This window comes from Pseudoalteromonas rubra (genome assembly GCF_001482385.1).
GTDB lineage: Bacteria > Pseudomonadota > Gammaproteobacteria > Enterobacterales > Alteromonadaceae > Pseudoalteromonas > Pseudoalteromonas ardens.
The window spans coordinates 1,383,309-1,406,790 of the sequence record NZ_CP013611.1 but is presented as its reverse complement, the minus strand read 5'-3'; the positions used below and the strand labels follow the sequence as shown (position 1 = coordinate 1,406,790).

Annotated in this window: 21 protein-coding genes; 13 read left to right on the top strand and 8 right to left on the bottom strand. The window is 48.5% G+C overall.

Features of this window, described 5'->3' with window-relative positions:
- Positions 1-35 precede the first annotated feature (35 nt).
- Entirely contained in the window at positions 36-797 is a 762-nt protein-coding gene (locus tag AT705_RS06305; protein WP_058795938.1) for an outer membrane protein assembly factor BamD, read from the bottom strand.
- 121 nt (positions 798-918) lie between these two features.
- On the opposite strand from AT705_RS06305, the gene rluD reads away from it, so the two are divergent.
- The 6 genes from rluD to AT705_RS06275 all read left to right on the top strand — a co-directional run bounded on the left by rluD (position 919) and on the right by AT705_RS06275 (position 8,717).
- Positions 919-1,896, top strand: a complete 978-nt coding sequence (gene rluD, locus AT705_RS06300; protein WP_058795937.1) for a 23S rRNA pseudouridine(1911/1915/1917) synthase RluD — start codon at positions 919-921, stop codon at positions 1,894-1,896.
- A 1-nt stretch (position 1,897) separates the two neighbouring features.
- Complete coding sequence (gene pgeF, locus AT705_RS06295; RefSeq protein ID WP_058795936.1) at positions 1,898-2,623, top strand: peptidoglycan editing factor PgeF; 726 nt, start codon at positions 1,898-1,900, stop codon at positions 2,621-2,623.
- Between the two features lie 90 nt (positions 2,624-2,713).
- On the top strand, positions 2,714-5,287 hold the full coding sequence (gene clpB, locus AT705_RS06290) for an ATP-dependent chaperone ClpB (protein WP_058795935.1): 2,574 nt from the start codon (positions 2,714-2,716) through the stop codon (positions 5,285-5,287).
- A gap of 119 nt (positions 5,288-5,406) precedes the next feature.
- Positions 5,407-6,342, top strand: a complete 936-nt coding sequence (locus AT705_RS06285) for an NADP-dependent oxidoreductase (protein WP_058795934.1) — start codon at positions 5,407-5,409, stop codon at positions 6,340-6,342.
- A gap of 72 nt (positions 6,343-6,414) precedes the next feature.
- A complete protein-coding gene (gene gshA / locus AT705_RS06280) occupies positions 6,415-7,992 on the top strand; it encodes a glutamate--cysteine ligase (protein ID WP_058795933.1) in 1,578 nt (525 codons plus the stop codon).
- Positions 7,993-8,108: 116 nt separating this feature from the next.
- Positions 8,109-8,717: a transglycosylase SLT domain-containing protein gene (locus tag AT705_RS06275; RefSeq protein ID WP_058795932.1), complete on the top strand. Its 609-nt coding sequence runs from the start codon at positions 8,109-8,111 to the stop codon at positions 8,715-8,717.
- Positions 8,718-8,762: 45 nt separating this feature from the next.
- On the opposite strand, the gene AT705_RS06270 is transcribed toward AT705_RS06275, so the two are convergent.
- A complete protein-coding gene (locus AT705_RS06270; RefSeq protein ID WP_058795931.1) occupies positions 8,763-10,046 on the bottom strand; it encodes an HlyC/CorC family transporter in 1,284 nt (427 codons plus the stop codon).
- Between the two features lie 93 nt (positions 10,047-10,139).
- Positions 10,140-10,946, bottom strand: coding sequence for a cytochrome C assembly family protein (locus tag AT705_RS06265; protein ID WP_058795930.1), 807 nt, complete (start codon positions 10,944-10,946; stop codon positions 10,140-10,142).
- 162 nt (positions 10,947-11,108) lie between these two features.
- Here AT705_RS06265 and ffh point away from each other — a divergent pair, with 162 nt between their 5' ends.
- A complete protein-coding gene (gene ffh / locus AT705_RS06260) occupies positions 11,109-12,488 on the top strand; it encodes a signal recognition particle protein (RefSeq protein ID WP_058795929.1) in 1,380 nt (459 codons plus the stop codon).
- 59 nt (positions 12,489-12,547) lie between these two features.
- On the opposite strand, the gene AT705_RS06255 is transcribed toward ffh, so the two are convergent.
- The 4 genes from AT705_RS06255 to AT705_RS06240 are packed head-to-tail and all read right to left on the bottom strand — an operon-like array spanning position 12,548 to position 15,932.
- Positions 12,548-13,288 (bottom strand): HugZ family pyridoxamine 5'-phosphate oxidase, encoded by a 741-nt coding sequence (locus tag AT705_RS06255; RefSeq protein ID WP_058795928.1) that lies wholly within the window; start codon positions 13,286-13,288, stop codon positions 12,548-12,550.
- Entirely contained in the window at positions 13,281-14,078 is a 798-nt protein-coding gene (locus tag AT705_RS06250; RefSeq protein WP_058795927.1) for a heme ABC transporter ATP-binding protein, read from the bottom strand. The genes AT705_RS06255 and AT705_RS06250 overlap by 8 nt, the downstream gene beginning before the upstream one ends.
- On the bottom strand, positions 14,071-15,117 hold the full coding sequence (locus AT705_RS06245) for a FecCD family ABC transporter permease (protein WP_058795926.1): 1,047 nt from the start codon (positions 15,115-15,117) through the stop codon (positions 14,071-14,073). Before AT705_RS06245 ends, AT705_RS06250 begins: the two co-directional genes overlap by 8 nt.
- Entirely contained in the window at positions 15,114-15,932 is an 819-nt protein-coding gene (locus AT705_RS06240) for a heme/hemin ABC transporter substrate-binding protein (protein ID WP_058795925.1), read from the bottom strand. Before AT705_RS06240 ends, AT705_RS06245 begins: the two co-directional genes overlap by 4 nt.
- Positions 15,933-16,172: 240 nt before the next feature.
- On the opposite strand from AT705_RS06240, the gene AT705_RS06235 reads away from it, so the two are divergent.
- From AT705_RS06235 to tyrA, 6 genes are all read left to right on the top strand, one after another.
- The gene (locus tag AT705_RS06235) at positions 16,173-18,275 is read left to right on the top strand and encodes a TonB-dependent hemoglobin/transferrin/lactoferrin family receptor (protein WP_058795924.1); all 2,103 of its coding nucleotides are present in this window, start codon (positions 16,173-16,175) and stop codon (positions 18,273-18,275) included.
- 286 nt (positions 18,276-18,561) lie between these two features.
- Complete coding sequence (gene rpsP / locus AT705_RS06230) at positions 18,562-18,810, top strand: 30S ribosomal protein S16 (RefSeq protein ID WP_010382415.1); 249 nt, start codon at positions 18,562-18,564, stop codon at positions 18,808-18,810.
- Positions 18,811-18,827: 17 nt separating this feature from the next.
- Positions 18,828-19,361, top strand: a complete 534-nt coding sequence (rimM, locus tag AT705_RS06225) for a ribosome maturation factor RimM (RefSeq protein WP_058795923.1) — start codon at positions 18,828-18,830, stop codon at positions 19,359-19,361.
- Complete coding sequence (gene trmD / locus AT705_RS06220) at positions 19,361-20,125, top strand: tRNA (guanosine(37)-N1)-methyltransferase TrmD (RefSeq protein WP_010382409.1); 765 nt, start codon at positions 19,361-19,363, stop codon at positions 20,123-20,125. Before rimM ends, trmD begins: the two co-directional genes overlap by 1 nt.
- 33 nt (positions 20,126-20,158) lie before the next feature.
- The gene (gene rplS, locus AT705_RS06215) at positions 20,159-20,518 is read left to right on the top strand and encodes a 50S ribosomal protein L19 (RefSeq protein WP_058795922.1); all 360 of its coding nucleotides are present in this window, start codon (positions 20,159-20,161) and stop codon (positions 20,516-20,518) included.
- Between the two features lie 161 nt (positions 20,519-20,679).
- A complete protein-coding gene (gene tyrA, locus AT705_RS06210) occupies positions 20,680-21,813 on the top strand; it encodes a bifunctional chorismate mutase/prephenate dehydrogenase (RefSeq protein WP_058795921.1) in 1,134 nt (377 codons plus the stop codon).
- A 205-nt stretch (positions 21,814-22,018) separates the two neighbouring features.
- Here the strand turns inward: tyrA and AT705_RS06205 are convergent, their stop codons facing one another.
- Positions 22,019-23,173, bottom strand: coding sequence for a chorismate mutase (locus tag AT705_RS06205; protein WP_010382400.1), 1,155 nt, complete (start codon positions 23,171-23,173; stop codon positions 22,019-22,021).
- Positions 23,174-23,482: the final 309 nt, after the last annotated feature.

Sequence of the window (23,482 nt, the reverse complement as noted above, 5' to 3'; positions counted from 1 at the left end):
CCGGCGTTATTGTATTCAGTGCTGATGTTTCGCAGTTAGCGCTGTTGATTTAACTCTTTTGCTTTGCGCGCGTTGTTGCTCAGTTCATCAAGCCCCAACATAGCGTAGCTTTTTTCCATCATTTCAAGTGCTGGCACCAGGTAGCTGCTTTGTGAGAAATGTTCAACCACATATTTACCCCGGTTGGCTGCGGCCAGGTAGGCTTCACGTTCAAAGTAATAGTTGGCCACTTTCAGCTCGTAACGAGCCATTTTGTTGAGCAACCAGGCCAGACGCTTCTTAGCTTCCGGCACATAGGCGCTTTTCGGGTAGTTTTTAACCAGGGTTGATAAGTCCTGAAAAGCAACACGTGTACGGTTTGGATCGCGGTCTGCGCGATCGATGCCGAAATATTCCTGAAAGCCGTTCTCATCCGCTTTAATATTAATTAAGCCCCGCATGTAATACATGTAATCGAGGTTCTTATGATTGGGGTTCAGGCGTAAAAAGCGGTCAACTGTCGCGAGTGCCTGCTCGGTGTTGCTAGTTTGATAAAAAGCATAGACCAGGTCCATTTGTACCTGGTGAGAGTATGGGCCAAATGGGTAACGGGAGTTAATAGCGCTTAAGAGCTCGATGGCACGTGCGTACAGGCCTGAATCGAGTGTTTGCTTGGCGTCTTCGTACAATGCTTGCACAGATTTATTTGGTACGCGTTCTATTTCTTCTTGTTCTGGGGCGGATGAGCAAGCGGTTAATCCTAATACAGATGCGCTCAATACGATTGCAAAAGCGCGTTTTCCCAACGTCTTTATCATTTTATTTTACTACCTTCGTTATCAGGCTAGGCCAAGTCGGCAAAACCGAGTAAACTATGCATTTATGCGATTCTAACCCAGTCGAGCATGGCTTGCACTGGTATTTTAGGTAAAGTTACACATGTCTGAGCAAATTTCTCTACAAGCCGATGTGCCAGTGGAACTGGGCGGTAAACGTCTAGACCAGATTTTGGCGCAATTGTTCCCCGATTTTTCACGTTCTCGAATAAAAACCTGGATCCTGGATGAAAAAGTCACCGTCAATGGCGACGTACTGTCGATCCCGAAGGAAAAATTGCTGGGCGGTGAAGTCGTTGCGGTGGAAACACAAATTGAGGCGGAGCGGGAATACGAAGCGCAGGACATCGCGTTGGATATCGTTTATGAGGATGATGACATCCTGGTGATTAATAAGCCTATGGGTCTGGTGGTGCACCCCGGAGCGGGTAATCCAAATGGTACTGTGCTGAATGCGTTGTTACATCACCACCCGGAGATCATTAATGTCCCGCGCGCGGGTATCGTCCACCGTCTTGATAAAGACACCACTGGGTTAATGGTGGTGGCCAAAACGATTGTGGCACAAACCCATTTGGTGAAAAACCTGCAGGCACGTGAAAACTTTACCCGTGAATATGAAGCCATTTGTAACGGTACCATGACTGCCGGTGGTATGATTGAGAAGCCCATTGGTCGTCATGCGACAAAGCGTACGCACATGGCTATCCATGAAATGGGCAAGCCTGCAATAACACATTATCGCGTGGCCGAAAAGTTCCGCGCGCACACCCGATTGCGTTTACGCCTTGAAACGGGTCGTACGCACCAGATCCGTGTTCACATGGCGTACCTGAAGCACCCGCTGATTGGTGATCAGCTCTATGGCGGACGTCCTTGCCCACCGCGCAATGCTTCGCCAGAGTTCCTCGACACCTTGCGTGGCTTTAAACGTCAGGCACTTCACGCCGTCAAGCTGCGCATAGCGCACCCGGTAAGCGGCGAAATCATGACCTGGGAAGCACCTATCCCTGAAGATATGCAGCAACTGACAGCCGCATTGCGTGAAGACTTTAAGCTTAATCCACAGATAGATTACTAATATGCTGCGCCCGGATTGGCCATTAAAAGAGGTTGTCGGTGCCTTGTCGACAACTCGTGAGGGGGGCGTTTCAGCGGCCCCTTTTGATGGTTTCAATCTGGCTTGTCATGTTGGAGACGATCCGCAAGCTGTTGCACACAACAGAGCACAGTTGCAGGCTCAGGTCCCGGTGCCTATCGTATGGCTTGAACAGGTACACGGAAATACCGTGATCCAGGCAGGAGAGCAGTACGATATCACTCATACGCCGCAGGCAGATGCAATCTTTACCCGCTCTGGTCAAATTGCTTTAGCAATTATGACAGCCGACTGTCTGCCTGTGCTGCTGGCCAGCGACGATGGTCAGGAGGTCGCCGCGGTTCATTGCGGCTGGCGCCCTTTGGCGGCAGGTATTCTTGCCAAGACAATAGCACTTTTCAGCGCTCCTAGGCCCAGAATACATGCCTGGCTGGGTCCGGCAATTGGCCCTCAGGCTTTTGAAGTGGGCGAAGAAGTACGTGAGCAGTTTGTCGCCCGACATCAGGCGCATCTGAATGCCTTTAAAGCACAAGTAAACAGTCGCTACCTGGCTAATATTTATACCCTGGCAACACAGCAGTTGACGCAGCTTGGCGTGCAATCTGTATCTGTACATACGCAATGTACAGTGTCCAACCCTACGCACTTCTTCTCTTATCGGCGCGATGGCCAGTGTGGTCGTATGGCCAGTTTGATTTGGCGCAAATAAATCACGCTCTTTTGTCATCTGCACCTTGATCAAACCCCCTCTGATACCCATTTTATAGATAACTAAGTTATTTATAAGGTTATTTCGTGTATGCGAATTGATAGATTTACCAGTAAATTTCAAGCGGCGCTGTCTGATGCGCAGTCTCTCGCATTAGGTCGTGATCATCAGTTTATTGAACCCGTACACTTAATGTACGCTTTATTGCAACAAACTGGCTCCAGTGTCCGGGCCCTGTTTGCGCAGGCCGGCGTGAGCGCTGATGAACTCAATACTAAACTCTCTCAGGCTATTGAGAAATTGTTCAAGGTAGAGGGGGTCGGTGGTGATGTACAGCTGTCGAATAACCTTATCTCATTAATCAATCTATGTGATAAATATGCCCAAAAGCGCAAGGACAAGTACATCTCCAGTGAGTTGTTTGTGTTTGCTGCATGCGAAGACAAAGGGCCATTGGGTGAGATCTTTCGTTCACTGAACATCACCCAGGAAAAAATCGAAAAGGCCATCAAGGCCATTCGTGGCGGGCAGAAAGTCGATGATCCCAATGCAGAAGATACCCGTCAGGCTTTGGAAAAGTACACCATAGATTTGACTGAACGTGCGGAGCAGGGGAAGCTTGATCCTGTGATTGGTCGTGATGATGAGATCCGTCGCACGGTACAGGTATTACAGCGCCGCACAAAAAATAACCCTGTGTTGATCGGGGAGCCTGGTGTTGGCAAAACCGCAATCGTTGAAGGCTTGGCCCAACGCATTATCAATGGCGAGGTGCCAGAGGGGCTCAAAGATAAGCGTGTCTTATCTCTGGATCTGGGTGCACTGGTTGCCGGCGCTAAGTACCGTGGCGAATTTGAAGAGCGCCTTAAGTCGGTCCTTAATGAGCTGGGCAAAGAAGAAGGCCGGGTGATCCTGTTTATCGATGAAATCCACACTATGGTGGGAGCTGGTAAAACGGATGGCGCCATGGATGCGGGGAATATGCTTAAACCTGCACTGGCTCGGGGTGAGTTGCATTGTGTCGGTGCCACAACGCTGGACGAGTATCGACAGTATATTGAAAAAGACGCGGCGTTAGAGCGACGTTTCCAGAAAGTGTTTGTCGCAGAGCCCAGCGTGGAAGACACCATTGCCATTTTGCGTGGCTTAAAAGAGCGCTATGAACTGCATCACTCTGTGGATATTACCGATCCGGCGATTGTGGCCGCTGCGCAGTTGTCGCACCGTTACATCAGTGACAGACAATTGCCAGATAAAGCTATTGACTTGATTGATGAAGCCGGCTCGTCAATTCGCTTGCAGATTGATTCAAAACCAGAGCAATTGGATAAACTGGAACGTCGTATTATCCAGCTCAAGCTTGAGGATAATGCGCTGGCAAAAGAAAAAGACGAAGCCAGTCAGAAACGCCGCAGTGAGATGCAGGCGCTGATCCAGCAGCTCGAAACGGAGTACCGTGAGCTGGATGAAGTCTGGAACGCGGAAAAAGCATCATTGCAGGGCACACAAGTGATTAAAGCCGAGCTCGAGCAGGCACGGCTTGACCTGGAGGTCGCACGTCGTGCCAGTGATTTACAACGTATGTCAGAGCTCCAATATGGTCGTATTCCTGAATTAGAACGTAAACTTGATCTGGCATCTCAGGCCGAAATGCAGGAAATGAGCCTGCTGAAAAATCAAGTCGGAGAAGATGAAATTGCCGAAATTTTATCGCGCTGGACAGGCATTCCTGTTGCTAAAATGCTTCAGGGAGAGCGTGATAAACTGCTACAGATGGAAGATGAGCTGCATAAAAAGGTTATTGGCCAGGATGAAGCCGTGAGCGCAGTGGCTAATGCCATTCGCCGTTCTCGTGCGGGGCTGGCCGATCCGAATCGACCGATAGGGTCATTCTTATTCCTAGGCCCAACCGGGGTAGGTAAGACCGAGCTGACCAAAGCGCTGGCAGGCTTTATGTTCGATACAGAAGATGCCATGGTGCGCATTGATATGTCTGAGTTTATGGAAAAACATTCTGTAGCAAGGCTGGTGGGGGCACCCCCGGGATATGTCGGGTATGAAGAGGGGGGCTATCTGACCGAAGCGGTTCGCCGTCGCCCTTACTCCGTGATTTTGCTGGATGAAGTGGAAAAGGCGCACCCGGATGTCTTTAACATTTTGCTTCAGGTGCTGGACGATGGGCGTTTGACGGATGGCCAGGGTCGCACCGTTGATTTTAAAAATGCGGTGATCATTATGACCTCTAATCTGGGCTCAGATGTGATCCAGGAGCAGGCTGGCAGCAATGATTATGCAACGCTGAAACAACGCGTGATGGATGTGCTGGTTACTCAGTTCAGGCCTGAGTTTATAAACCGGATTGATGAAACGGTGGTGTTCCATCCATTGATCAATGAGCATATCAAGCAAATTGCTGATATTCAGCTGGCGAAATTACGCCAACGTTTGCATGAAAAAGGGTTTGGGTTTGAACTGACCGACGCCGCGCTGGATAAAATAGCAGCTAGTGGTTTTGATCCAGTATATGGTGCGCGCCCTCTTAAGCGGGCAGTGCAGCACTATATTGAGAATCCGCTTGCACAGCAGTTATTACAAGGGGACTTTGAGGCAGGCGATGTGATTAAAGTGGACGTAAACGCAGAGGACATCGTGTTTGCGCGTTAAGGAAGATGCTACGGGCTGCGGTCGGCTGAACGTCCGCTTCCTAATTTCAACTTGCTGAGGTTGGGGGTTTTCCTGTGATATGTTAGAGTGTCTTACCATCACCTAAACCTGCATTTTCCATGGAAAAGTACTTTCGCCAGTATGGCATCTTTCAATTTGGTGGCAGCACTGAACTATGTGCTCAGGAGTTGCCGCTGACATCACCTGATTATCAGCAGGTACTACTCAAAGTTATTTCAACGTCTGTTAATCCTATCGATATCAAAACCCGAAGTGGTCTGGGCTATGTTGCAGACGGAAAGCCTGCTGACGCATTTTTACCCTTAGGCTACGATGTGCTGGGTGAAGTTGTGCAAGTTGGCGATAATGTGACCGGATTACACCCAGGTGATAGGGTAATAGGTATGGTTGGTTTCGCTGCACACCCAGGTTGCTATGCAACGTATACCTATGCCAAAGCTGATGAGTTAATTAAGGTCAACGAGAAAGCGGATGCGAGTTTAGCCGGTCTATGTTTGGCAGGGCTGACTGCATGGCAGGCGCTGGCTGATTTCGAACCCGACAATCGGCCTGTGTATGTCAATGCTGCAACGGGTGGTGTTGGTCACCTTGTGCTGCAAGTGGCACGATTACGCGGCTTTGAAGTTATTGCGGTGAGCCGACGTATTGATCATGCACTGTTTGCTGAGTTGGATATACATGCCATCACACCCACAGATTATTTGGCACAGCCCCGTGAAGGGATCCTGATAGATTTGGTAGGGGGGGAGTTCGGCCAAAGTATGACTAAAAACCTGAAGGTAGGCTCTGAATTAGTCACAGTGCCAACGGTTACCAAAGATCAGGTATTAGAGGTTGCTCGGGTACAAGAGGTTTCAGGGCGCGGATTACTGGTTGAGGCAAATCAGGCGCACCTGACCCAGTTGTATAATGCAGAGCAAGCTGGCCACATAAAGGTTATGGTTGATCAGAGCTTTGAATTACATGACATTCAGCATGCACATGAGTACGTTGAACAGGGTATTCATTGTGGCAAAGTGATCATCACCGCTTGAGTATTCGTAATTTGCCCCAATTGACAGTAGCATTGTGTATTACTGGGCACCTGGGCTTCGAGGTATTAGTTTTTGAACAAATTAAATTTACAAGGCAAGTTAAAAGCGCTTGCGACACCGGCACATCTGAACTCTTTGCGTGGTATTAAGCGCGGGATTGAACGGGAAGCGCTGAGAATTAAGCCATCCGGAGAGATTGCAAAAACGCCCCATCCAAAGGGAGCGGGTCACGCTTTGACTCATGGTGCGATCACAACTGATTTTTCTGAGTCTTTATTAGAATTTATTACCCCGGTGAGTGAATCTCCTGAAGAAACACTCGCTCAGTTAAAAGATCTGCAAAAGTATACTCTGAGTCATATGGGCGATGAGTTATTATGGCCAATGAGCATGCCATGCTACATCAAACAAGAAGACGACATCGTATTGGCTCAGTTTGGTCAGTCTAATATTGGCCGAATGAAAACCTTATACCGTGAAGGCCTTAAAAACCGTTACGGAAGTATGATGCAAGCCATTGCCGGTGTGCATTTCAATATTTCTTTCCCGGATAGCTTATGGCAGAGTTTGCAGCAGTTGGAGCATGATACACGTCCTTTGCAGGACTTCGTTTCGGCCCAATACCTTGGCCTGATCCGCAACTTCAAGCGTGAACTATGGCTTATCAGCTATTTGTTTGGCGCGTCTCCAGCCTTATGCAGTTCGTTTTTACAAGGTAAAAACAGTCAGTTACCCTTCAAGGAGTTGGGGCAAGGTACACTGTATCTGGAGCATGGCACTGCGTTGAGACTCGGCGATTTGGATTATACCAATAGTGCTCAGTCCTCGCTGCGTGTTACTTATAATAGCCTGGATGAATATATTATTGGCCTACAAAAAGCAATCCGTTGTCGCTCAGATTTATATGACCATATTCCGGATTATCAGCATGAGGCTCCTAAGCAGCTCAACAAGAATATTCTGCAGATTGAGAACGAGTTCTATTCTCCTATCAGACCAAAGCGTAATGGGCGCTCCGGTGAAACGCCAACTCAGGCATTAAGCCGCGGGGGTATTGAATACGTTGAGATCCGAGCGCTGGATGTGAACCCATTCAGTGAAACAGGCATAGACCTTGACCAAATTTTATTCCTGGATGTCTTCCTCAGCTACTGCTTACTCAAAGATTCACCTGAGTTGAGTTGGGATGAACAGCAAGCCTGTGACGCAAACTTACAACAAGTAATTAATGAAGGGCGAAATCCGCAGGTTAAGTTACAGCAAAATGGTGAGGCACGCTCACTACAACAATGGGGCGAGGACATTTTTGCGCAATTAAGTGCAGTGGCTGCTTTGATGGATGAAGCGCATGGTTCACAACGCTACGCCCCGGTTATTGCTAAGTTACATAGCTGGGTTACCCAGCCAGAGTTGACCTTGTCAGGGCGTATCATCGCGAGTCTGGTAGAGCAAGATCAGGACAGTGGAGAACTCGCGTTGTTGCTGGCAGAGCGTTACAAGCACAATCAGGCAGCGGATGATTACCAGACCTTTGATTCTGAAAAGCTGGATGCTATGAGTGCGCAGTCGTTTTTGGATGAAAAAGACGTAGTCGCTGCCGATAGCGTGTCGTTTAATGCGTTTCTGCGGGATTATTTTTCCCGGGCATAAAAAAACGCAGCCGAGAGGCTGCGCAAATAAATTTCAGGGATGAAACAATGCTAAACTGCTGCATTCAGAGAGTAAGACCGGCACAATTTAGAAAAGTTCAACGAGTTTATAAAAAAATGAGAAAAAAAATAATTTTATTACCTTTGTTGGCTGCACTAACCGGCTGTGCGACGGCACCTCCGAAGCAGCCGAATGATATTTGTAAGATTTTTGAGGAAAAAGACGACTGGTATTTTGATGCAAAAGACGCACAAGAAAAGTGGGGTTCGCCCAAACATGTGTTGATGAGTATGATGTATCAGGAAAGTTCTTTCAGACATGATGCTGCTCCGCCGATGGAGTATTTTTTATGGGTCATCCCTATTGGTCGAGCCAGCAGTGCTTATGGCTACTCTCAGGCAAAAACACTCACCTGGAGTGACTATATTCGTGAAACCGGCAACTCAGGCGCAGATCGTGATGACTTCGAAGACGCTATCGACTTCATGGGCTGGTTTGTTTATAAAACGCATAAAATTAATGGCGTTTCGAAGTGGGATGCTTATGCACAGTATCTCAACTACCATGAAGGGTGGGGCGGTTACCGCCGTGGTACGTATAAAAAGAAAAAGTGGCTGATGCAAGTAGCGAATAAAGTAAAACATCGGGCTGCGCGTTATGGTGCTCAGCTCAAGCGCTGCGAGGCAGACTTAGACAAGAACTGGTTTGAGCGTTTGTTTTCTTAGTAACTAAACAGTAGGACATAAAAAAGCCGCGATTGCGGCTTTTTTTTATTCAGCGTTGGCAGATTTACTTTTCTTGTGTGGGTAAACCTTAACCACCTTAATCATGTTTTCCTTCACCTCGACCACTTCCATGGGGTAGCCCGCGATTTTCAGACCAAGCTGAGTTTGAGGAATATCCTCCAGGTGCTCAACAATCAGGCCGCTGAGTGTTTTAGGCCCTTCTGTTGGCAGATGCCAGTGCATTTCTTTATTAAGGTCACGTACGTTGGCACCACCGTCGACCACAACCGAGCCATCGTTCTGCACATCGACCTCATCGCTGGGGGCAGGTGTTTTAGTCGTGGTAAAGTCACCCACAACCTCTTCGAGGATGTCTTCCAGTGTCACCAGACCCTGGATATCTCCGTACTCGTCAACCACCAGACCGATACGCTCTTTATTTTGCTGGAACTTCAAAAGTTGAGTGTTCAGTGAGGTACTTTCCGGGATGTAGTAGATCTCTCGCACAGCACGCAACAGTGATGGTTTATCAAACTGCTCTTTGGTCAACAGACGCAATGCATCGCGTGAGTGAATAAAACCAACGGCATCATCAATTTGATCCCGATATAGCAGAACCCGAGTGTGTTGCGCATTGGTCAGCTGTTTAGAAATGTCTTTCCAGTCGTCATTGATGTCGATGGCATTGATCTCACTGCGTGGGATCATAATGTCTTCAACCGTAACGTGATCTAAGTCCAGAATAGAGGTCATCATGTCCTGGTGATTGGTGGGCAACATGGCACCAGACTCATTTAATACCGTTTTGAGCTCCTCTTTACTCAGACTGTGTTCTTCTATCTGCTCCGGTGATACGCCAATGAGTTTTAACATGCCATTGGTGATCCAGTTGACCGTCACAACCACAGGAAAGAGTATTTTTAGAAGTATTTTCAGGATCACAGAGCTTGGGAATGCGATTTTCTCTGGATACAGCGCTGCCAGCGTTTTAGGCGTGACTTCGGCGAAGATCAGGATAACTAGGGTCAGTACAAAGGTGGCGACGACAATACCTGCATCACCCAGCAGGCGCATACCTAACACAGTGGCAACCGCAGAAGCGGCGATGTTAACCAGGTTATTACCGATAAGGATCAGACCGATCAAGCGGTCTGGTCGCTTCAGAAGTTCGTCTACGCGCCGTGCCGATTTGTGTTTTTCTTTTACCAAATGGCGTAGTCGGTAGCGGTTAATAGACATGATCCCGGTTTCCGAACTGGAAAAATAACCCGAGAGCAGAACAAGCACGCCAAGAATAATAAACAAGGCGCTGGTTGATATGTCGTCCAACAGAGGATCCCTTTTTTGCTTACGAAGGAGTATTAAGCGTTAGCCAGAATTCAGAGTCAAGTCAAAAAGCATGAACTTAAGTTAAAACTTAGATTAAAACTTACCTAAGATCACTTCTTGAACAAATCGACTGCCGAAATAGGCTAACGTAACGATGCCTGAGGCCCCTAATACAGCGAATACGACGGATTTACCCCGCCAGCCAAACTGATGGTGGCCAACGGTGACTGCACTGAACATACACCAGGCAATGAGTGACAGTACGGTTTTGTGCAAAAACTCTTTGGCAAACATGCCTTCAAGGAACACAAAGCCAGACAACAGTGCCAGGGTCAACAGTGCTGTGCCTACAGTAAGCAGCTGATAAAGCTGCGATTCAACCTGCATTAAGGGTGGCAAGTGGCTATGCATAATAGCTAGATCTTTTTCTTTCAGGCGACGGTCAATGAAATAAAACTGTACGGCGTATAGCGTGGCGATGATGAGTACACAATATGCCAGTAACGACAGAGAAATATGAACCACCAGGCCAATGTCGACTTCCAGTGACTTCATCACTATGTGGTGGGGTACAAACAAGCTGGCAACGAGGAGTATCGCGGCGAACCCATAGACAACGGGTAGCAATAAGGTAGCTGGGAACTTCAAGGAGACAGTCGTTACCGATACCACAATGACCCAGCAGGTGAGCAGGGCAACGTTGATGGTACTGAGGTCTTGTCCATCTTGCGTAAACACGGAGTTTACCAGCACCAGCATGTGGCTGAGGATCGCCACTGTGCTGAAGATAATGGTCAGCTTTTGGCTAGGGCCTTCCTTATGGAATAGGCGCGACAATACATGCCCTGTGGCAAGTACATAAAACAGACTGGCAAACAACGATAAACTGATGATCAACATGAATGGCTTTCTACTTACATGCTCCTTTTGTAGGCTATTGTATTTTAAGCTCGGGTTCTTGCATAGAGGCAGGGAAAAAGTTTCTTAACTGACTTGAATACTGTATTAGTGACGCGCATATCAGTATAATACCGGGCAATTACGACATACTGGAAGCGATAAATGTTTGAGAACCTCCAAGAACGCTTAGGAAAAACGCTTAAAAACATCAGCGGCCGTGGCCGACTAACCGAAGACAATATTAAAGAAACGCTCCGTGAAGTGCGTATGGCGCTGCTTGAAGCAGACGTAGCTTTGCCTGTGGTCAGAGACTTTGTGAAGCAGGTCAAAGAGCGTGCGGTTGGTGTTGAAGTGACTAAGAGCCTTAGCCCGGGCCAGGTTTTCATCAAGATCGTTCGTGAAGAGCTCGAAAAAGCTATGGGGGAGGCCAACGAGGAGCTGAACCTGGCAGCGCAGCCACCTGCGGTCGTTATGATGGCCGGCCTGCAAGGTGCGGGTAAAACCACCAGTGTGGGTAAACTGGCTAAGTTTTTAAAAGAGCGTAAGAAAAAATCTGTGCTGGTAGTCAGTGCTGACGTATACCGTCCTGCGGCAATCAAACAGCTTGAAACGCTGGCCCAGGAAGTGGACGTTGAATTTTTCCCCAGTGATATTTCGCAAAAGCCGGTGGACATCGCGACGAATGCAATTGCGCATGCGAAGAAAAAATTCATTGACGTGGTGCTGGTGGATACTGCCGGTCGTTTGCACGTCGATAATGAGATGATGGGCGAGATCAAAGATCTGCACGCAGCTATCTCTCCGATTGAAACCCTGTTCGTTGTGGACTCCATGACCGGTCAGGATGCCGCAAATACTGCAAAGGCCTTTGACGAAGCTTTGCCACTGACAGGTGTGATCCTGACCAAGACCGATGGTGATGCGCGTGGTGGTGCGGCTTTATCTATTCGTCATATCACGGGCAAACCTATTAAGTTCATCGGTGTTGGTGAGCGTACGGATGCACTGGAACCCTTCCACCCGGATCGTGTTGCGTCACGTATTCTTGGCATGGGCGACGTGCTGTCATTGATTGAAGAAGTTGAGTCTAAGGTTGATAAAGACAAAGCGGCTAAAGTCGCTGAGAAAGTCTTTAAAGGCGATGGCTTCACGCTCGAAGACTTTGCTGAGCAGCTGCGCCAGATGAAAAACATGGGCGGCATGATGTCGATGCTGGATAAGCTCCCTGGCATGTCTAACTTACCGGATGCCGTGAAAGGTCAGGTGAATGACAAGACCTTTAATCAGATGGAAGCCATCATTAACTCTATGACACCACATGAGCGCGCGCGCCCTGAAGTGATTAAAGGCTCGCGTAAGAAGCGGATTGCGGCCGGTTCCGGTACTCAGGTTCAGGATATCAACAAATTGCTTAAGCAGTTTACCCAGATGCAGAAAATGATGAAAAAAATGAAGGGTAAAGGCGGCATGATGAAAATGATGAAGAACATGAAAGGTATGATGCCACCAGGCATGTTCGGTGGTGGTGGTCCGAAGTTTTAATTCAGACCCAAACTGAGAAAAGGACAGACTGATTCACATCACTCTGTCCTTTTTAATGTTCAGCTTTCTACGGCTTCATCAAATTGTGCGCGGGCGGCTTTGGTAAGGCTTACCAGCGCTTTACGCACAGCCATAGCGTCTTCACAGCGCGCTTCGAAGGGGACGTAATAAGACTTGTCATTTGCTCTGAAATAGCATCCTTCATTGAGGATTGTCGTCATAGTCACCTCTGCGGCAGCAACATTATGCACCAGCTTGAGGATCAACTGATTGGCATCCTGATGGTCGTCATTCATGTGCTTGACCATGTGTGCTTCAGTGGCCAGATCCCAATTCGCAGCAGGCTGTGCCCATTCTTCCGCCTCTAACCAGAAAATCTGCCCAAAGCCAGCGATATAACGCACGCGTTTAATTTCCATGCGCCACAATTTAAAGTCATGGGCTTGCCGGTAGCTAATGGCTTCCGGAAAGTGACGTTCATAGCGTAGCAGTAGCTCGGCTGCTTCCTCATCCGGTACCGGAGCTGCGTCGCCGACGATAGTGACACGGGCATGTTCATTTTGATCGCCACTTTGTGCTGCATCAAAAATTGTCGCGCACACTCTGCTGTCTTCTGTCAGATTGCGCGAGTGCTGTGCAATGCCTGCGATGTAAAAAATCAGCCTACCCAGATCGTCACTCATAAATGGCGTGACCGAGCCAAAAGGGTAGCCCGCCAGGTTTTTAGATAGTGTTGACATGACACAGACGGCAGATTGTCTGAGTAGCTGGCGCGCTTCAAAAACGGCTTGTTCACGCATTGGGAGCTCCTGTTAGCGGTTCTGAGAATATCATAGGTATATTATATCCAGGATGCAGGTTAATCTGCATGCCTGTTTGGTAAATGGGTTGCAATACATCCAGCCTGAGTACGTCTTGTGGTGTGCCATCACTGCGGATCTGGCCTTGATCTAACAAGAGTATCCGGTCAGCATACAACGAAGCCAGATTTAAATCATGCAATACCGCGATCACGGTGTTACCCTGGTGGGCAAAGCGTTGTGCGGTACTCAGCACCCGATGTTGATGATGCAAATCGAGTGCTGATGTGGGTTCATCCAGTAGCATCAGCTTATTTCGGGTGGCCGGGTTGTGCGCATTCAACTGGGCCAGGCAGCGGGCAAACTGAGCGCGCTGAAATTCGCCACCGGACAGTTGCGTAACTTCACGCTTGGCGAGCTTTTCCAGTGCCAGTTGTGTGATGAGTTCATCAACGACGCGAGCCTGTTCAGCAGCGCTTTCCTGATAAGGGTAGCGGCCCATGGCGATAAGCTCGGCGGTGTTAAAAGCAAAATTGACCCGGTTATGCTGCAACAATACTGCGCGCTCAGTGGCCAGTGTGAGTGCATCACGCCTGTTGAGCGGCTCGCCGTGCCATAAGATCGTGCCCTGGTAAGAAATATCATCACAAATTGCACTGAGCAAAGTCGATTTTCCGGCGCCATTTTCTCCCAGCAGCACAATGAGCTGGCCTGTTTCAAGCGTCAGTGACAAGTCAGTTAATACCGGCTTGCCGCCACGGGTAACAGTCAGGTTACGACATTCAAGCATGGGCTCCTCGCTTTTGTTGTATCAATAAATACACAAAAAATGGACTGCCGAACAGGGCGGTGATCACACCAATTGGCAGCTCTGAAGGTGCAACAACCAGGCGTGCCAGCCAGTCTGCGATGAGTAATACTACGCAGCCCAGTAACATGCTCAAAGGCAGCATACGCCGCAGATCCGGACCGACCAGCAGGCGTGCCAGGTGAGGTACCAGCAAACCAATGAAGCCAATCATGCCGGACATGGCAACGGCGCCACCAACGCCCAGTGCAACCAGAAAAATCACTTCGTTTTTTAACTGACGGACATTAACGCCAAGGTGTCTTGCATCGCGCTCTCCCAGCATCAGGGCATTGATCTGCTTGCGTCGCATGAATAGCATCACGACACAAATGAGAATGAGAGGCGCACCGTATTGCATGGCAGGCCAGCTGGCACCCGCCAGAGCACCCATCTGCCAGTATGTCATCAGACGCAAAGAGGTGTCATCAGCAAAAAAGCTGAACAACCCTATCAGTGCCATGGCCACGGCATTGATTGCTACCCCGGCAAGCAATAATACCGTGATCTGGATCTGACCATTATGACTGGCAATACGATACAACAAAGAAGTGATAGTCAGAGCGCCCAGAAAGGCAGCCGGTGCGACCATGGCTTCGTTGATAAAAGGCACCTTGGGCGACAGTGCAATGACTGCTATGGCAGCGACGGCTGCACCACCGGTAACTCCCATCAGGCTCGGATCTGCCAGGGGGTTACGGCACAGAGCCTGACTGGCGGCACCACTACAGGCCAGGACGCACCCTACCAGTAGCGCCAGCAGTAGCCTGGGCAGGCGGATTTGGGTAACGACGGTCATATGTAATTCACTGATCCCTTGTATAGCCGAGTCCGGGAGGAGGACCGCCAGCGGGATGCGCCAGTCCCAGCCAACTGGCCCACTACTTAGAGACAGCCAGGCCAGTGCAGTGAGCGCAGCACCGCAAAACCACAGCCAGACAGTGTGATGACGCGCGGTTAAAATCGCATAACTTTGACTCATAGCACTGAGTTTTCACGGTATGCCGCAAGCTGTGCAATCGCTTCAGGCAGGCGAGTGGTCATTCCCATCGACATCAGAGAGTCCATTACCAGCAGTTTGCATTGCTGTGCGGCTGGTAATAAGGCCAGCGCACTTTGCTGGCAAAACTGCTCGGGTCCACCAAGGCTGTAGACAACATGACTGGGTGCAACCAGAAAATCAGGGGCGCTGACCAGCATCGCTTCGCGATTAAAGGGTTTATATCCGGGCGCTGTTGCCAGGTTACGTATACCCGTATAGCCAAATAAGAGATCGGGTACTGTTTCAGGGCCTGCTACGGTCACACCGCGATCGCCGGCAGACAGAATAAACAGGGCGCTGTGTGATGACGGGGGGGCTTTGGCTGGTATGGTTTGCTTGAGTCTGGTGATCAGCTGTTGTGCCTGACTTTGACGGTTCAGATCTCGGCCAAGATGACCTATCAGGTTGAACAGTTCACCGATATTTTTTGGTTTGTCATACAGGTTTAGTGGTACCCCAGTGCTACGTAACTGCTTTAATACTTCGGGTCGGCCACTGCCTGCCAATGCCAGGATCAGTTCCGGATGCTGTGACAGTACGCCTTCAGCGGCAAGATCCCGGTAATAACCAACTTTAGGTAGTTTAGTTGCATCAACTGGTGATGTGCTGGAGGTGTCAACAGCCACGACCTTCTCTCCGGCCCCCAGAGCAAATACGATGTCCGTTAATGAGCCGCCAGCGACAACGATCCGTTGCGCGGCAAGCAGTGGCTGACTGATTGTCAGTACCAAGATTAAAAATACACATTTACGCATTGTTTATCCCGTTAAGATCAATAGTTTTAAGCGAAAGTGTCGCCTGAGTCACACTTTATTAATGCAAGGGCAACCGCTGCTAAAGAGGTACCTCCCCCGCGAGGGTTTGATTCTACTGGATGGGGATGGTTAAATCTACATAAATATAAAAATGCAAACCATTATCATTTGCAATTGGTTTGTCGGGACATTATAGTGCACAGCAAAATAGTTCTGTTCAATTCACTGAATGAGGTTTCTATGACTCTAAAGCACAGCAGTATTGCGCTTGGTATAGTGTCGGCGCTTCTTGGTACAACCGATGTAAAGGCCGATGTAAAGGCCGATGAATTTGAAAAGTCCGCTGAGGTTATTGTCGTTAGTGGTTCGCGAATCGCGCAAAAGCTATCGGATGTGACTGGCAGCGTTAGCGTGGTGACAGAGCAGACTCTGGATCAGGAAGTCAGTATTGACCTAGCAACGGCGCTTCGTTATCAGACCGGCATGACCACGCAAGGCAGTGCAGGTAGTGCTCAGGCAATCACTGTGCGCGGGGTTGGCGGTAATCGGATCGTATATATTAAAGATGGTCGTCGTCTCAATGATGCATACCAAGGGGGGCAGGGGCTGTTGATTGGGCGTGGTTATCTGGATGTAGAAGGTGTCAGACAAATTGAAATCGCTAAAGGGGCTGCCTCTTCATTATATGGCTCCGACGCACTGGGTGGCATTGTTGTCGTATCCACTAAGTCGCCCACTGACTACCTGGCTGGCAGCACCCGTTATGCGCACTTGAGCGCTGGCTATCATGGTGCCAGTGACGAGCAGAGTTTCAGCGGTGTATTCGCAACGCGTCTGGGTGAACATGCAATTTCAGCCCAATTAACCCGCCGTGAGGGCGAGCAGACACAAAACTATGACGAATCTCTTCCAAACTATGACTACAGTGCGACTGCTGCGGTGCTTAAAGGTGAGCTCGCACTGGATACACAATCTAGTTTATTGGTCACGCTGGACTACTATCAACAGGAAACTGATCAGGTGCTGACAGTACAACGCAATGAAACGGCCGAGGTTAATGATAGTCTGGCGGTGTCGGCGCAGTATAAAAGCAGTGCAGCAACGAAGCTGTTTGACAACCTTGAAGCGAAGGGTTACTTCAGTGATTATGAACAAACAAGTGATCAAGTCCGTACTGGCGCAGATCGCACCGGGCCGTATGTGGATAACAATGACTACCGTTTTGAGCAAACGATTATTGGCACCCGCCTGGTACTCGACAAGCAGCTTAACCTGAGCAATGTTCAGCATCAGCTAGTGTACGGATTCGATGTTGATCGTTATGAAACACAACGGCCTCGCTATAAATCACGGCGTACGCTGCAAGGCACTCTGGTGAAGGACCGCGAAGCACAAAAGGCTTTTCCAGGTGCTGATACAACGCTGCTGGGGGTATTTGTGCAGGATAATATGGCATTGATCCCTGATACACTGACGGTGAATGCCGGGCTGCGTCTCGACAGCTACCGGATGACACCAAAAGACAATGCACTTTACACAGAAGGCGCATTTGAAAAAATCAATGAAACCGCGTTGTCGCCTAAGCTGGGGGCTGTGTACAGCATCACGAAGCATCTGAATCTGATTGGCCAATATGCAAGGGGCTTTAAGATCCCGCCACATGACCAGGCTTACCAGAACCATGGCGTTGAGCCATTTTACCAGATCATGCCTAATTCAGACCTGGATCCGGAATCCAGTGACAGCCTTGAACTTGGCTTAAAGGGGCACTTTGATAACAGCCAGTTTTCAGTGGCGGTATTTCACTCGACTTTCGATGATTTTATTGCCAATCAGCTGATCCGCACTGAGCCCACCTTTATTCCAAACGTCAGTAAGCAGGTATTCCAGTATCAAAATATCGAGGAAGTTAAAATCAAAGGGATTGAAGCCAGCATGACTCTGTGGCTGGATGATCAGATTGCCTTAGACAGTGGTCTGACTTATCTGCATGGGAAAAACGCACAAACCGATGAATATATAGAGTCTTTGAGCCCGCTCAACGGGTTTGTTAAAGCGCGGTACGACTCTGATAACTGGTCGATAACCACTGCGTTGCGTGCTGCCAGCAACATGGACAAAGTGCCTTCCGATGCAAACATTAAAACATCAGGTTGGGCGACTGTAGATGTGTTTGCTGACTATCAATGGCACAACTGGAAAGTGAATATGGGCGTGTTTAACTTGCTGGACAAAGAATATGTGCAGTACGAGCGTGTCGCGGGCAGTGCCTCAGACACGGACTTGTCTCAGTACACCATGCCTGGGCGATATCTGGCAGCTAAGGTAAAAGTGACTTTCTAATTAGCCCACCTCTGGCACCTTACCTATATATAGAAGGGTCTTTGCGTTTAAGGCCCTTCTAATCTCAGACTCGTCGTACTATGTTGGTCTAAGTTCATGGAGACAGTGCTGCAAAGACATACCCACCAACGCGTTACTCCCTGCCAATGGTACTGCGTCTTCATCATTTGGTAATAAAATGGATTTCACACTTGCAATGCGTGAAAAAAGACGTACAATTCCCCAGCTTCCCAAAGTGGGAAGCAAATCTTATTAATGAAAACAGTCAATCTATGTAGAGGACGGTATGGTAACTATTCGTTTGCAACGTGGCGGCGCTAAAAAGCGTCCATTCTATCAAATCGTGGTTGCGGATAGCCGTTTCTCGCGTGACGGTCGTTTCATCGAGAAAGTAGGTTTCTTTAACCCAATCGCTGCTGGTCAAGAAGAAAAGCTTCGTCTGGACCTTGCCCGTGTTGATCACTGGGTAGGTCAAGGCGCTGGTCTTTCTGATCGCGTAGCTAAACTGGTTAAAGACGCTCGTAAAGCGGCTTAATAGGCGTAAGTGTAACCATGAGTCAAGAAAAAGCCTCGACAATCGTTGTTGGTAAACTTGGTGCTCCTTATGGCATCAAAGGTTGGCTTAAGGTGCATTCATTTACTGATGATCCCCAAGGGATCTTCGATTTCAGCCCATGGTTGATAGGTCAACAAGGTAAATGGCAAACCCTTGAGGTGAGCGACTGGCGTCGACACAGCAAGGGCTTTATCGCTAAGTTTGCGAACATCAACGACAGAGACGAAGCAATGGCACTGACCAATGCAGAAATCTCAGTAGATGTAGAGCAGCTTCCCGAATTACCAGAAGGGGAGTTTTATTGGCGAGATCTCATCGGTATGACAGTCGTTACGACAAAAGGGTATAACCTGGGTCATGTTGATGACTTGATGGAGACTGGGTCAAATGACGTTTTGGTTGTGAAAGCAAACAAAAAAGATGCATTTGGTCAGTCTGAGCGTTTAATTCCATTCCTGACAGATTCTGTCGTGATTGAGGTTAAACACGAAGATAGAGAAATTACTGTAGACTGGGATCCGGCATTTTAATGAGTGAACAGCAAAAACTATGGGTTGGGGTGATTTCGCTCTTTCCTGAAATGTTTGACGCGGTAACTCAGCAAGGTGTAACCGGTCGGGCCGTAAAAAACGGGCTGATCGACTTTCACTGCTGGAACCCGAGAGACTATGCGCTAGATAAACACAGAACCGTTGATGATCGGCCTTATGGTGGTGGTCCGGGGATGTTGATGATGGTCGAGCCTCTCAAGCAAGCTATCCTTGACGCCAAACAGGCGGCAGGTGAGGGCGCTAAAGTAATTTATATGTCTCCACAAGGGCGGAAGTTAGATCAACAAGGTGCGGCCGAACTGGCTCAATCCGAAAAGTTGATTTTAGTCGCTGGTCGCTACGAAGGTATAGACGAGCGGATCATCGAGTCGTATGTCGACGAAGAATGGTCCATCGGGGATTTTATTTTAAGTGGGGGTGAACTGCCTGCCATGACATTGATCGACGCAGTCGCTCGATTGGTGCCTGGTGTGCTGGGACACAACCAGTCTGCTGAACAAGATTCGTTTTCAGACGGCTTATTAGATTGTCCACACTATACTCGGCCAGAAACGTTGGATGGAAAACAGGTGCCTGCTGTATTACTCAGTGGAAACCACCAAGCGATAGCCGAGTGGCGCTTAAAGCAGTCACTGGGTAGAACTTGGTTACGCCGTCCAGACTTGTTGCGTAACCTAGCTCTGACTGAGGAGCAAGTACGTTTGCTTGCTGAATTTCAGCAAGAACATGAAGCTTGTGGCTAGAAGACAGTTACTCCTAGGAATGTGAGAAATAAAATGGCAAAAGTAAACCAAAATATTATTAAAGCGCTTGAAGAAGAGCAGCTTAAAAAAGACGTACCTGCGTTCGGCGCTGGTGACACAGTTGTTGTTCAGGTTCGCGTTAAAGAAGGTGACAAAGAGCGTCTACAGGCCTTTGAAGGTGTTGTAATCGCTAAGCGTAATCGTGGTCTTCACTCTGCATTCACAGTTCGTAAAATCTCGAACGGTGAAGGTGTAGAGCGTGTATTCCAAACGCACAGCCCTCTTATCAGCAGCATTGCAGTGAAGCGTCGTGGTGCAGTTCGCCGCGCGAAACTTTACTATCTGCGTGAGCGTTCTGGTAAGTCTGCACGTATTAAAGAAAAACTTAATTAATACGTCGCATTTACCAATGCTTAAAAACGGGCCACTCTTTGAGTGGCCCGTTTTGGTTTCTGTATCCTATAATATCAATCCGCTTCCTAATCCTATTTCTTCCTGTTAGACTGGTTGTATCTTTTAGTTTACTGAAGTAAATAATAGTTTACGGTATGGGAATGAGTCAAACATCTGAACTATCCTTGCTCAGGGACAAAATTGACGCGTGTGACAGTGCGTTAGTTGACCTGCTCGCGCAGCGGCGTGAGCTCACTGAGCAGGTGGGGAAAATAAAACAAGCCTCCGGGGCACCACTGCATGTGCCGCAACGGGAAGCCAGCCTGATTGAGGCCCGGCGAGCACAGGCCGAGCGCAAAGGGGTAAACCCGGATCTGGTTGAAGACATTTTGCGCCGTATGATGCGCGAGGCTTATGAAAATCAGCAAAGTGAATTGGCATGTGCAGCGCCGCAATTATCCCCTGTGGTGATTGTCGGTGGCGCGGGGGCTATGGGCCAGCTTTTTGCTCGCCAGTTGCAACGCTCTGGATATGAAGTACGGGTGCTCGACAAGGCACAGCAGGCCGATCAGGCTAGCATTCTTGCAGACGCCAGGCTGGTATTGTTGAGTGTCCCTATCAATGCTTTAGAGCAGGTTATCCAGGACCTGCCACCATTGCCCGATGAGTGCATACTCGCTGACATTACATCGGTTAAACAAGCCCCGTTACAGGCGATGATGAAAAAGCATCCGGGACCTGTGGTCGGGCTACACCCTATGTTTGGACCGGATATTTCACACTGGGTTAAACAAACAGTCGTAGTGTGCGACGGGCGTGGTGGTGAAGTTTATCAGGGACTGCTTGACCAATTACAGATCTGGGGCTGTCACTTGGCGAACATGGCGGCTAAAAAGCACGATCAGGCAATGCAGATCATTCAGGTTATGCGCCACCTGACAACCTTTGTATATGGCCAGTTTTTGGCCCGGCAATGTCATACACTGGAAGAGCTAAGAAGCTGCTCATCGCCAATTTATCAGTTAGAACTTATGATGGTCGGTCGTTTGTTCGCGCAATCGGGAGAGCTCTATACCGACATTATGTTAGCTCAATTTGACGAAGTAGAAGGGTTACTCGCGAGCTATCAGGATACGTTTGAGCAGACCCTGAGCAGATTACAGGCCGGGGATAAAGCTGCCTTAATGGCCGCGTTTGAAGAAGCGAAGGGATATTTTTCGGACAGTGCCCAAACCTTTTTGCGCCAAAGCCGTGGTTTGCTGAACAAGGCTAACGACGCTAAGGTCATTTCATAATTGCTTCATATCAGAGCGAGGCAGGCCTCGCTCAGAATAATTAATACCAATTTCACTTAATACCTTGCTCAATTTGAAGGAGCAAATATGACGCTAACGGCGTTAAAAATTTCTTATTTAGAATAACTAAATCGCAAAATTTTCGCCTTGTTATCGACCCTATTTTCTCGCCTCAAAATAGAGCACTTAATTAAGCAAATTGGCATTATACAACTTCGACTGCCTGCAAAGATTCGCTTTGATAGCAGCCCAGAATGCGCACAAACTGAGTATGCTCTTTTAGCGATTCAAGGGCGCTTTGCACCAGTTTGTCGGCGACATTGGCCTGCAGGTCAACATAAAAGACTTCTTCCCAAGGGTTACCTGGTACCGGACGTGATTCCAGCTTAGTCATGTTAATGTTGTGCTCTTTGAAAACCATCAGGGCATCGGCTAGGGAGCCGACTTTTTGTTTGGTTGCCATGATCAGGCTGGTTTTGGTCGGGATCTGTGTCGATACTTGCAGTGGCTGACGTGCAACGACAATAAAGCGGCTGTGATTCTCAGCCTGGTTCGCGAGACCCGTTTTCAGCACTTCAAGGCCGAATCCTTTCCCGGCTTGTGCTGAACCAATAGCTGCACTATTCGGGGTATCGGCTGCCAGTTTAAGCGCACTGGAGGTGGAGTCACAGGCTTCTTGCGTCAGGTCGCCGAGGCCTTCCAGGAAGCGACTGCATTGTGCGAAAGGTTGGTGATGTGCAAAAATTTTGTTGATGTCTTTGAGGGTTGTGCCTTCTTGCGCCAACAAACAATGTTCTACGCTGTGCGTCACCTCGCCAATAATCGAGACCTGAGCGTGCTGGAGTAAATCAAAGACTTCATTGATACTGCCAGAGCTGGTGTTTTCAATGGGTAAAATACCGTAATCAGCCTGACCTTTTTCGACAGACTGGGTGATATCTAAAAATGTCTGGCATCCCAGTTCAACCAGGGTACCCGGGCGGCGGCTAAAATATTTGTGGCAGGCAAGCTGGCTGTATGATCCCTGTCCGCCAAGATAAGCCACTTTATGCGTATCGCTTAACGACTCCGGGTTCAGGCTTTTTTGTAACATCGCTTGTTGATTCAATACTGAATCTTCCAGGATAACCTGAAAAACATTATTGATATAAAAAGGGTCCAGGCCCAGTGATTTACCATAGTTGATGAGCTTTTCCAGTAGCGCGAGCTCGCGAGCTTCGTCTCGGATTGGTTTGTTATTGGTGATCTTATATTCCAATACGCTGTGGCTTAGTCTGCGGCGTTTTGCCAGCAGGATAAGCAGCTCAGAGTCAATTTCGTTGATGTCTTTACGCAGAGCATCCAAAGTATCTTGTGTCATAGGTCCTCACTCCCATTGTGCCAAAAAAAAGCCTCCCAGTGTGGGAGGCTTAGCTATCTGAACTTTTACACGCAAACAGTTAAGCCTCTTCACCTAAAGAAGCTAAAAAAGAAAAAATAGTCGCGTGTTATAGTCATAAATCTGTCTAAATTTTGGTGCTTAATTTAATTAACGCTATTATTAGCACAGATCATTTTAACTATACAAGTCCGAATTGAGACATATTTGGCAAAGTGTTTGGCGAGGCTCCCCATGATCTGGTATATTCTGCGCACTTATCCTGAAAAAACTATAAATAGCTAAAAGGTT